This is a genomic window from Micrococcus sp. HG099 (assembly GCF_024723355.1).
Lineage (GTDB): Bacteria > Actinomycetota > Actinomycetes > Actinomycetales > Micrococcaceae > Micrococcus > Micrococcus endophyticus.
This window is the reverse complement of the sequence record NZ_JANQCJ010000094.1, coordinates 1-9,521: the sequence shown is the minus strand read 5'-3', so window position 1 is coordinate 9,521 and position 9,521 is coordinate 1. Positions and strand designations below refer to the sequence as shown.

Here is a 9,521-nt window from a genome sequence, read left to right as displayed (position 1 = left end):
GCGCGGGACAGGGCGGCCTCCAGCTCGGCGACGACGCCCTCACGCCCGGCGCTCATCGCCCGGCCTCCGCGTCCGCGGCGGCGACGTCGTCCCGGGCGGCCACGCGCGCGGCGACGTCGTCGCGCCACTGCTCGAGGGCGTCCCGGGTGCCCGCCAGGTAGCGGGCGACGGCGGCCCGCTCGCGCTCGTCGAAGTCCTCCAGCAGCGCGCCGGTGGCGTCCGCCATCCGGTCCACCTCCGCCTGGACCTGCTGCTGGGAGGCGGGGAGCAGGCGCACCATGGTGCGGCGGCGGTCCTGCAGGTGGGGCAGTCGCTCGGCGTGCCCGGCGGCCTCGAGCCGGTCCACCACGGCGGTGGCCGCGGCGCTGCTCAGGCCGAGGGCGGAGGCGAGCGCGGAGGGGCCGAGCCGGCCGCGCATGAGCAGGGCCAGGGCGGCGTAGTCCGTGTCGTGCATGCCCATGAGCCGGCACAGGTGGATGCGCACCTCCTGGTGCAGCAGCACCACCTGCCGCAGCAGCCGCGCCTGCTCGGTGCCGCGCCTCGCCTCGCCCATGGGACCTCCCGCCGCCGGAGCGCGCGGGTCCGCCTCGCGCCATCGGTTCAATGATCGAACTTCTCGATGGCCGAGACACTACTGGCGCCGACCGGGCGCGTCCAGGCGTGGGGGACGAACCCGGATCGGCGCCCGTGCGCAGTCGTCCTGGATCAGGCGCCGGCGGAGGCGGCGATCGCCTCGTCGAGGGTGAGCTCCGGGTCCACGATCTGGCCCTCCCACTCACCGGAGACCCCGTACACGACGCAGTGCTTCTCGTCGGTGCCGTAGTTGCCCAGCTCGGAGGAGGTCAGGACGGCCCCGTTCAGCTGGTCCTCCTTCTCCTCGCCCAGGCGCTGGGCCTGGGCGGTGCAGGTCTGGGCGGCGGCGGGGTCGGCCTCCTCACCCTCGGCCACGGCCGGCACGGCCCACAGGTACTCCGCGATGTGGGCGCCCTCGCAGTCGGTGGTCTCGAAGGAGGACAGGTCACGCGCGCCGAGCGGGGCGGTGAAGCACGTGCCGGCCTCGTAGTCGGCCGGGGCCGCGGACAGCGACGACGCCGAGGCGGACGACGACTCCGAACTCTGCGCGGACTCGGAGGCGGGCGCCGTCGTCGAGGCCGACGCGTCGGCGTCGGACGAGTCCTGACCGCCGCACGCGGTGAGGGCCAGCAGCGCGGCAGCGGACAGGCCGGCAAGACGGGCGGAACGGGAAAGGGCGGCGAAGGCCATGGGGTGCTCTCCTCGAGTGACGTGGGACGCGCCGGGGTGTGGCGCCGACCTCAGCACTTTAGCCACGCCCGGACGTCGAGCACGGGCCGAGGTGACGTGGCCCACATCTGATGGGCAGCTCGGCTCGCCTGCCACACTGAGAGGCATGCAGACACCGGCCACGCCCTCCCCGCACGACCGCCCCTCCCCCGTCGTCCGACCGTGGATGGCGGCCTCGGACGTCCCGGTCGCAGGCCCCGACGACGTCGAGCGCGTGGTCCTGCTGTCCCCGGCGGGCGAGGCCGTGGGCACGGAGGCCAAGGCCACGGTCCACCGCCGCACCGAGGACGGCGGCACGCCCCTGCACCTGGCCTTCTCCTGTCACGTGTACGACGAGGCCGGCCGGTTCCTGCTCACCCGCCGGGCGCTGGGCAAGGCGGCGTTCCCCGGGGTGTGGACCAACGGCTTCTGCGGGCACCCTGGCCCCGGCGAGTCCCCCGCCCAGGCGGTGCTGCGCCGCGCCCCGCAGGAGCTGGGTGCGGAGGTGTCCGACGTCGTCGAGGTGCTCCCCGACTTCCGCTACCGGGCCGCGGACGCCTCCGGCATGGAGGAGCACGAGATCTGCCCCGTGTTCCGGGCGCAGATGCACGGCGACCCCGCCCCGGAACGGGACGAGGTCGCGGAGTGGTGCTGGGTGGAACCGGCCGATCTGGCCGCCGCCCTGGCCGCCGTCCCCCGGGCGTTCAGCCCGTGGCTCGTGGAGCAGTGGCAGCAGGGGGCGTTCGAGGCCCGCTGATCGGGACCGTCCGCGACCGACGCCGAGAGGCCGTCAGGGGGGCCGTCAGGGGGGCCGTCAGCGGCCGTTGACCTCGTCCAGGTGCGAGGCGGTGGACTGCACGGCCTCGTCCTGGCCGGGCTCGGCCGCGCCGCCCTGCTCGGCCGCCTGCTGCTCCGCCATGCGGCGGACCTCGGCGATGTCCAGGCCCTTGACCTGCTCCAGCAGGCTGTCCAGGGCGGAGCCGGGCAGCGCGCCGGCCTGCGAGAAGACGAGCACGCCGCCGCGGAACGCCATGAGCGTGGGGATGGAGGTGATGCCGGCCATCGCGGCCAGCTGCTGCTGGTCCTCGGTGTCCACCTTCGCGAACACCACGTCCTCGTGCTTCTCCGAGGCGGCGTCGAACACGGGGGCGAACTGCTTGCAGGGGCCGCACCAGTCGGCCCAGAAGTCCACCAGCACGGTGTCGTTCTCCGAGACGGTGGTGCCGAACTCCTCGAGGGTCAGGTCCTTGGTCGCCATGATGGGGTGTCCTTTCGTCGGCGGTCGCCGGCGCTTCGGCCTCCCCGACGGGAGGCGCGCGGGCGTTCTTCCTGCCCGGGACAACGGGGCGGACGGTGCGGCTATTCCGCGGGCCGGCTCCCGCCTCCCCCACGACGACGCACCCCCCGCGCTTTCGTGCGGGAAACGGGAGCCTCCCCACGCACTTTCGTGCGGGAGACGGGAGCCTCCGTCGTCGTGCGTTCCTACACTGGCCCCATGACGACCGCGCCCTCAGCCCTGCCGCTGCTCGTGCTCAACGGCCCCAACCTGAACCTGCTGGGCACCCGCGAGCCCGAAATCTACGGCTCGGACACCCTCGACGACGTCCGGTCGCGCACCGAGGCCCGCGCCGCCGGGCACGGGCTCGCCGTCGACTTCCGCCAGTCCAACCACGAGGGCGAGCTCGTCGACTGGATCCAGGAGGCCCGCACCTCCCACGCCGGCATCCTCATCAACCCGGCCGCGTACTCGCACACCTCCGTGGCCATCCGGGACGCGCTGTCCGCCGTCGGCAGGCCGATCGTGGAGGTGCACATCTCCAACATCCACCGGCGCGAGCCGTTCCGGCACCACTCGCACGTCTCCGCCGTGGCGGACGTCGTGATCGCCGGGGCGGGCGTGCTGGGCTACGAGCTGGGCGTCGACTGGCTGGCCGCCGCCGTGCGTCGCTGAGGCCTCGCCGGGCGTGGCCGAGCGTGGCCGTGCGTCGCCCGGCCCTCGCCACACCACGGTGGGGCGGGGTTAGCGTCAGGGTGCGAACCGGCGCTGACAAGCGGCGTCGTCGCACCACTGACGCGAAGGAGCACCGCCATGGGCCACAAGGACCCCCGCACCCACCTGCTCGAGAAGCTCGAGAAGTCGAACGTCTGCATGCTGACCACCTCCGAGGCGGACGGCACGCTCACCACCCGCCCCATGGGCCTGCAGAAGGCCGAGGAGACCGGCACCCTCTGGTTCATGACCCGCGCCGCCTCCGACGTGGCCTCGGACGCCTCCCAGCGGCCCGTCAACGTGTCCGTGCAGGACAAGGACTTCTGGGCCTCCGTGGCCGGCCACGGCCAGGTGGTGCGCGACGACGCCCGCAAGAAGGAGTTCTGGAACCCCGCCACCGAGGCGTTCTTCGGGGAGGGCGCGAAGCCCGAGGACCCGCAGATCGTGCTCGTCCGCGTGGACGTGGAGTCCGCGCAGTACTGGGAGTCCCCGGGCGCGGTGGGCACCGCCGTCGAGCTGATCAAGGCCAAGGTGACCGGCGGGGAGGCCCACCCGGGCGAGAGCACGACCGTGCAGTTCTGACCCCCTGGGTCCCAGCTTCCCCCGCCCGGGGGGGGCAGTCCCCGCCGCGGGAGATTCGGGTGACTTGTCGGACGTGTCAGGCCCTCTGACCTCCGACAAGTCGCCCGAATCTCGTCTCTGGCGGGTCATCCCCGCGGGCAGGCTCCCGTTTCCCGGACGAAAGCGCCCGGGCAGGCTCCCGTTTCCCGCACGACAGCGCTGGCGCACCGAGGCTGGGGGCCAGAGGCGAAAGGCTCAGGCGTCGTCGTCGCCGGCCGCCAGCTGGCCGCACGCGCCGTCGATCTCCTTGCCGCGGGTGTCGCGCAGGGTGGTCGGGATGCCGGCGGCGTTGAGCCGCTCCACGAACTCCCGCGTCACGTCCTTCTCCGAGGCCGTCCAGATGGAGCCCGGCGTCGGGTTGAGCGGGATGGGGTTCACGTGCACCCAGCCCTTGCCGCGCGCGTTGAGCTTCTTGGCGAGCAGGTCGGCGCGCCAGGCGTGGTCGTTCATGTCCTTGATGAGCGCGTACTCGATGGAGACGCGGCGCCCGGTGGCCACGAAGTAGTCGTAGGCGGCGTCGATCGCCTCGTCGGCCTTCCACCGCGAGTTCACGGGGATCAGCTCGTCCCGCAGCTCGTCGTCGGGCGCGTGCAGGGACAGGGCGAACGTCAGCGGCACGCCCTCCTCGGCCAGCTTCCGGATGGCGGGCACCAGGCCCACCGTGGAGAGCGTGATGTTGCGCGCGGACATGCCGAGGCCCTCGGGGGCCGGGTCCACCATGCGGTGCACGGCCGCCATGACCCGCTTGTAGTTGGCCAGCGGCTCGCCCATGCCCATGAACACCACGTTGGTGACGCGGTCGGCGTCGTGGCCGCCGTCCTTGCGCTTGCCGCCCAGGCCACCCTCGGCGATCACCTGGTTGGCGCGGACGATCTGCTCCACGATCTCCGCCGTGGACATGTTGCGGGTCAGGCCCGCCTGGCCGGTGGCGCAGAACGGGCAGTTCATGCCGCAGCCGGCCTGGCTGGACACGCACAGCGTGACGCGGCCGGGGTAGCGCATGAGCACGGACTCCACGAGGGCGCCGTCGAACAGCCGCCAGAGGAACTTCACGGTGTCCCCGCGGTCCGTCTCCATGCGGCGGACCTCGGTGAGCAGCGGCGGGAAGAACGTCTCGGCGATCGCCTCGCGCTTGTCCTTGGGCAGGTCCGTCATCTGCTCGGGGTCGGTGGTGTACCGCTCGAAGTAGTGCACGGAGAGCTGCTTGGCGCGGAACGCGGGCAGCCCGATCTCCTTGGCCTTCGCCTGGCGCTCGGCGAGCGTGAGGTCGGCCAGGTGCGTGGGCGGCTGGGACACGCGCGGCTGTTTGAACTGCAGCTGGGGGCGGCCGTCCGGGCCCATGGGCTGGGTCCAGCCCTCGGTCTGGGGCATGACCTGGGGGCGCTCGGCGGTGGCGGCCTCCCGGCGCTTGGGCGCGGAGAGCTGGTGGCCGACGCCGGCGCGGCGCATGCGCTCGCGGTCCTCGGCGAGCTGGCGCGCCTCGGACTCGTCGATCAGGCCGCGCTTGGGCCGGCCGAGGGCGGGCTTGCCGGCGCGGTCGGTCCGGCGGGCGGGGGCGGGGTTCGATCCGGGGCGGCGGGGCTGGTAGTCAGACATCGGCACCATTCTCCCAGACGACGCGGGCGCCCCGGCGGGTCGGCCTCACGACGCCGGCCCGCCCGCCTCCGGCATGCGGCGCAGCCCGCGCAGGATCCAGCGCACGACGACGCCGCGCACCGCCGCCGGCAGCGGCCGGTAGAGCGTCCGGGTCAGCGCCCACAGGCGCGCCTCGCGGATCGAGTCGCGCTGGGACCAGTCCCAGCCCAGGCCCGCGCGCACCCGGGCGGGGAGCAGCCCGGCGGTCACGAACCGGGCGAGCGGCAGGGCGGCCCGCAGGGGCGCCGGCACGCCCCGGCCGGAGAAGAGGTCGGCGGCGACGGCCCGCGCGTCGTCCGTGACCTCAAGCCCGGCGATCCGGGCGTCCCAGTAGGCGGCGAAGGCGGCGCGGTCCGCGGGCCAGGCGGCCGCGGGGACCTCGAGGCTCGTGGCGAGCGGGGCGAAGCCGCGGTAGAGGCGGTCGGCGTCGGCGGGGTCGAGCGCGCCCCACAGGCGGCGGCGGACCTGCTCGCCCGCCCAGTAGAGGGTGGCGGCCACCCAGAGCTGGGCGTCGGGGTCGGCGGCGTCGTAGGGGCGGCCCTCGTGGTCGGCGCCCCGGACCGGCGCGTGCGCGGCCCGCACCCGGGCGACCACGGCGTCCCGGGCGCCCGCGGCCTCCGGGAGGGTGACGGCGTAGATGTAGCCGAGGGTGTGGCGCAGCCGCCGCATCGGATCCTCGGTGAACCGGGAGTGGGCGGCGACGCCGGCGCCGACGGGCCGGTGCGCCACCTGCAGCAGGATCGCGGCACCCGCGCCGGCGAGGATGGCGGCCTCCCGGGCGAGGCCGGCCGCGGACACGGGGCCGGGGGCTTCACGGGGCATGCGTCCACCCTCGCACCGCGCGCCGTGGACGGGGCGGGACGGGTCGCCATCGGCGTCCTGTTCACCTTCCGTTCACCTAAGCGTTCACGTCCGGTTCACCATACGGAGCGGCGAAGATCCCCGGAAATCCGCCGATTCCACTCCCGGGAGGGACGCATCCGGGCGTGGTCCAGGTCACGCAGATGAACAGACAGTTGCATTTTCACGGCGACTCGATAGACTCGTTCACGAAGCGTTCACCTTTCGTTCACGGAATGGGGGGCTGGAACGCACGAGACCTACCCCCGCGGCCCCGCCGCGACGACTCGCCGGATCCGCCGATCCGGCACCGAAGGAGGTGCTCACCGTGAGCATCAACACCGTTCATCACCTGCCCGCCGCGCCGAGCCCCCTGATGCAGCGCCACGTGCTCAAGCGCGTCGAGGAGACCCTCGCCCGCCGCTTCGAGGGCGTCGCCACCGCCGAGGCCGTCCGCGCCACCGTGCGCGAGGTCGCGTCCGAGCTCAAGCGCTCCGCCCGCATGACCACGTTCCTGCCGGCGCTGACCGAGCGCGAGGCCGCCCGCCGCCTCCAGGCCGGCGCCCCGGCGCACGCGCCCCTGGCCGCCGCGGCCTGATCCGCCGCCCGGCAGCGCGCACCTGACGGAAGGACCCGTCGGCCCGCCCCCTCTCCGGAGGGGCGGCGCCGGCGGGTCCTTCCGCATCCCCTCCCCCGCGCTTTCGTGCGGGAAACGGGAGCCTTCCCCGCGTTTTCGTGCGGGAAACGAGAGCCTTCGCGACGTCGTCCCCCGTTTCCCACACGAAAGTGATCACCGCTTTCGTGCGGGAAACGGGAGCCTGCGGCTCCGGCCCCGGCTCAGTCCAGGTCGACCCCCAGCGCCCGGCGCATCGGCAGGAGCTTGGCCCGGATCTCCGTGACCTCCTCCTCGGGCACCGCGCCCGGCACCATCCCGCCGCCGGCCTGCAGCCGCACCCCGCCGGGCACCTGCTGGCCGCAGCGAAGCGCCAGGGCGATCTCGCCGTCGCCGTCCTGGTCCAGCCAGCCCACCGGCCCCGCGTAGCGGCCCCGGTCCACGGGCTCGACCTCGCGGATCACGCGCACGGCCTCGGGGGTCGGGGTGCCGCCGACGGCGGCCGTGGGGTGCAGGGCCGCGACGACGTCCAGCACCGTCCCGCGCCCGTCCCGCAGGCGCCCGCGCACCGAGGTGGCCAGGTGGTGCACGTTGGGCAGGGTGAGCACGGTGGGCGCGGGGTCCGGGTCCGCAAGGTCGACGACGGGCGCGAGCGCGTCCAGCACCGAACGCGCCGCCCAGCGGTGCTCCTCCCCCAGGCGCGGGTCCGTGGCGAGCCGGGCGCGCAGCGCGGCGTCCTCCGCCTCGTCCTCGCCGCGCGGCAGCGACCCGGCCAGCACGCGCGAGCCCACGAGCCCGGCGTGCCGGGTGGCGAGGATCTCCGGCGTGGCCCCCAGCAGGCCGCCGACGGCGAACACCCACGTCTGCGGGTACTCGCGCCGCAGCGCGCGGATCGCCCGCCACAGGTCGGCGTCGTCCGCGGGCACGGTGAGCGTGCGGCTGATGACCACCTTCGCCAGCGCGCCGTCCGAGGCGGCCATGCGCGCCAGGAGCTCGCGCACCCCGGCCGCGTAGCCGGCGTCGTCCCAGGCGCTCTCGGAGGTGTCGGCGGGCAGGGGGACCTCGCCGTCGGGCAGGAGGCAGGCCCCGCCGTCCGCGGCGACGGCGTCCGCGAGCGCGGCCGCGTCCACGTGCTGGGGCGCCTCCCGGATGCCCGAGGCCGTGGAGCGGCGCAGGCGCGCGGGCACGCGCAGCACGGCGGGCTCCACGGAGTCGTCGGAGAAGGGGGCGGACACCCAGCCGCGCAGGGGGGCGGCCGGGTCCTCGCGCCCGGCGACGGCGGCCTGCCACAGCGCCGAGAGCCGGCGCAGGCGGTCGGGGCCGTCCAGCAGCACGGTCCAGCCGTCGTCCCCGCGCCAGGCGGCGTCCCCGTGCGCCCACAGCACCGCCCGGGCGAACGGGGGGACGGCGGCCTCGGCCGCGGCGGTGCCGAGCTCCGGCAGCAGGGTGGGGACAGACATGGGCCCCATTCTCTCCCACCCCGACGCCGGCCACGCGGCGGGCGGGGGACGCGGGGCTGGGAGGCGGGGCTGGATGGCGGAGGCGAGGGGCGCCGTCGGGAGGCGGGACGGGGCGACACGCAGGCGCGCGCCCGCGCGCGATTTGCGCACACGCGGGCGAAGGCGGATGGTGGAGGCATCCGTTCACCTTGCGTTCACCTGAGCGCCGTCCCCCTGGAGGACCACCACCATGGCCGCCATCCCCCCGGACCCGCACGCCGACCGCACGCCCGCGGTGGACGACCTGCCGCTGGACGCGGCATCGCCGGACGTTCACGCCGCGGCGCCGGTGGGTCTGGAGCCGGAGGGCATGGCCGCGAACGTGCTGGAGCGCGAGATCGAGCACCTCATGGAGCGCTTCCCCGGCGTGGGCGACGAGGAGACCGTGCGCGCCGTCGTGATGGACTCCTACGCCCAGCTGGCGGCCACCAGCCGGCACCCGGACATGCTGCCGAGCACCACCGTGCAGCACGCCTCCGCCCGCCTGCGCGCCATGGCCATCAACCAGGGCAGCATCGAGTCCCGTCACCCGCGCGTGCTCTTCGTCTGCCACGGCAACGCGGGCCGCTCGCAGATGGCCGCGGCGCTGCTGGAGAACCGCACCGGCGGCGCCGTGAAGTCCCGCTCCGCCGGCACCTCCCCCGCCGGCGAGGTGATCTCCACGGCCTTCGACGCCATGAGCGAGATCGGCATCCCGTTGCACCACTCGTACACCAAGGGCGTCGACGAGGACGTGCTCAAGGCCGCCGAGGTCGTCGTGCTCTTCGACGGCGCCGAGCCCTTCGACATCCCCGAGGGCACCGAGGTGCAGGAGTGGTCCGTGCCCTCCATCCGCGGCATGAGCCTCGAGCAGGTGCGCGGCGTCCGCGACGCCCTGGACCTGCAGGTCCGCGGCCTGATCGCCGACCTCGGCGAGGAGGGCTCCGACGCCCCGCTGCCCGGCGAGGGGGCGCCGGTCGCCTGACCCGCCGCCACCACGACGACGGCCGCTCACCTCGCGCAGGTGGGTGGCCGTCGTCGTCCCCGCGGGGTGGTTTCGGGG

11 protein-coding genes are annotated in these 9,521 nt (G+C 74.9%); 5 read left to right on the top strand and 6 right to left on the bottom strand.

The genetic code is table 11. The annotated features are described in order from the left end of the window. Positions 1-52 precede the first annotated feature (52 nt). Positions 53-553 (bottom strand): MarR family winged helix-turn-helix transcriptional regulator, encoded by a 501-nt coding sequence (locus NWP10_RS08715; protein WP_258300595.1) that lies wholly within the window; start codon positions 551-553, stop codon positions 53-55. A 152-nt stretch (positions 554-705) separates the two neighbouring features. Continuing rightward, on the bottom strand, positions 706-1,263 hold the full coding sequence (locus NWP10_RS08710; protein WP_258300592.1) for a hypothetical protein: 558 nt from the start codon (positions 1,261-1,263) through the stop codon (positions 706-708). 145 nt (positions 1,264-1,408) lie between these two features. Here NWP10_RS08710 and idi point away from each other — a divergent pair, with 145 nt between their 5' ends. Then, a complete protein-coding gene (gene idi / locus NWP10_RS08705) occupies positions 1,409-2,038 on the top strand; it encodes an isopentenyl-diphosphate Delta-isomerase (protein WP_258300591.1) in 630 nt (209 codons plus the stop codon). 57 nt (positions 2,039-2,095) lie between these two features. Here idi and trxA read toward each other — a convergent pair whose 3' ends face one another. Continuing rightward, a complete protein-coding gene (gene trxA, locus NWP10_RS08700) occupies positions 2,096-2,539 on the bottom strand; it encodes a thioredoxin (RefSeq protein ID WP_017488830.1) in 444 nt (147 codons plus the stop codon). 237 nt (positions 2,540-2,776) lie between these two features. Here trxA and aroQ point away from each other — a divergent pair, with 237 nt between their 5' ends. Both aroQ and NWP10_RS08690 read left to right on the top strand, forming a co-directional pair. Continuing rightward, positions 2,777-3,232 carry a type II 3-dehydroquinate dehydratase gene (aroQ, locus tag NWP10_RS08695; protein ID WP_258300589.1) on the top strand — a complete coding sequence of 152 codons (456 nt, stop codon included), beginning with the start codon at positions 2,777-2,779 and terminating at the stop codon, positions 3,230-3,232. A gap of 138 nt (positions 3,233-3,370) precedes the next feature. Continuing rightward, positions 3,371-3,853 (top strand): pyridoxamine 5'-phosphate oxidase family protein, encoded by a 483-nt coding sequence (locus NWP10_RS08690; protein WP_258300588.1) that lies wholly within the window; start codon positions 3,371-3,373, stop codon positions 3,851-3,853. A 234-nt stretch (positions 3,854-4,087) separates the two neighbouring features. Here NWP10_RS08690 and rlmN read toward each other — a convergent pair whose 3' ends face one another. Both rlmN and NWP10_RS08680 read right to left on the bottom strand, forming a co-directional pair. Next, a complete protein-coding gene (gene rlmN, locus NWP10_RS08685) occupies positions 4,088-5,488 on the bottom strand; it encodes a 23S rRNA (adenine(2503)-C(2))-methyltransferase RlmN (protein ID WP_258300587.1) in 1,401 nt (466 codons plus the stop codon). 45 nt (positions 5,489-5,533) lie between these two features. Then, on the bottom strand, positions 5,534-6,349 hold the full coding sequence (locus NWP10_RS08680) for an oxygenase MpaB family protein (RefSeq protein WP_258300586.1): 816 nt from the start codon (positions 6,347-6,349) through the stop codon (positions 5,534-5,536). 346 nt (positions 6,350-6,695) lie between these two features. Between NWP10_RS08680 and NWP10_RS08675 the strand changes: the two genes are divergently transcribed. Further along, complete coding sequence (locus NWP10_RS08675) at positions 6,696-6,965, top strand: three-helix bundle dimerization domain-containing protein (protein ID WP_258300585.1); 270 nt, start codon at positions 6,696-6,698, stop codon at positions 6,963-6,965. Positions 6,966-7,204: 239 nt separating this feature from the next. On the opposite strand, the gene NWP10_RS08670 is transcribed toward NWP10_RS08675, so the two are convergent. Then, positions 7,205-8,440, bottom strand: a complete 1,236-nt coding sequence (locus NWP10_RS08670) for an isochorismate synthase MenF (RefSeq protein WP_258300584.1) — start codon at positions 8,438-8,440, stop codon at positions 7,205-7,207. Positions 8,441-8,669: 229 nt separating this feature from the next. On the opposite strand from NWP10_RS08670, the gene NWP10_RS08665 reads away from it, so the two are divergent. Further along, positions 8,670-9,443, top strand: a complete 774-nt coding sequence (locus NWP10_RS08665; RefSeq protein WP_258300583.1) for a low molecular weight phosphatase family protein — start codon at positions 8,670-8,672, stop codon at positions 9,441-9,443. The last annotated feature ends 78 nt before the right edge of the window (positions 9,444-9,521 follow it).

Excerpts from the sequence above, each read along its gene's own strand:
- rlmN (WP_258300587.1), bottom strand. The coding sequence starts at position 5,488 with ATGTCTGACTACCAGCCCCGCCGCCCCGGATCGAACCCCGCCCCCGCC.
- NWP10_RS08690 (WP_258300588.1), top strand. The coding sequence starts at position 3,371 with ATGGGCCACAAGGACCCCCGCACCCACCTGCTCGAGAAGCTCGAGAAG.
- NWP10_RS08665 (WP_258300583.1), top strand. The coding sequence starts at position 8,670 with ATGGCCGCCATCCCCCCGGACCCGCACGCCGACCGCACGCCCGCGGTG.
- NWP10_RS08715 (WP_258300595.1), bottom strand. The coding sequence starts at position 553 with ATGGGCGAGGCGAGGCGCGGCACCGAGCAGGCGCGGCTGCTGCGGCAG.
- NWP10_RS08680 (WP_258300586.1), bottom strand. The coding sequence starts at position 6,349 with ATGCCCCGTGAAGCCCCCGGCCCCGTGTCCGCGGCCGGCCTCGCCCGG.
- aroQ (WP_258300589.1), top strand. The coding sequence starts at position 2,777 with ATGACGACCGCGCCCTCAGCCCTGCCGCTGCTCGTGCTCAACGGCCCC.
- NWP10_RS08710 (WP_258300592.1), bottom strand. The coding sequence starts at position 1,263 with ATGGCCTTCGCCGCCCTTTCCCGTTCCGCCCGTCTTGCCGGCCTGTCC.
- NWP10_RS08670 (WP_258300584.1), bottom strand. The coding sequence starts at position 8,440 with ATGTCTGTCCCCACCCTGCTGCCGGAGCTCGGCACCGCCGCGGCCGAG.
- idi (WP_258300591.1), top strand. The coding sequence starts at position 1,409 with ATGCAGACACCGGCCACGCCCTCCCCGCACGACCGCCCCTCCCCCGTC.
- trxA (WP_017488830.1), bottom strand. The coding sequence starts at position 2,539 with ATGGCGACCAAGGACCTGACCCTCGAGGAGTTCGGCACCACCGTCTCG.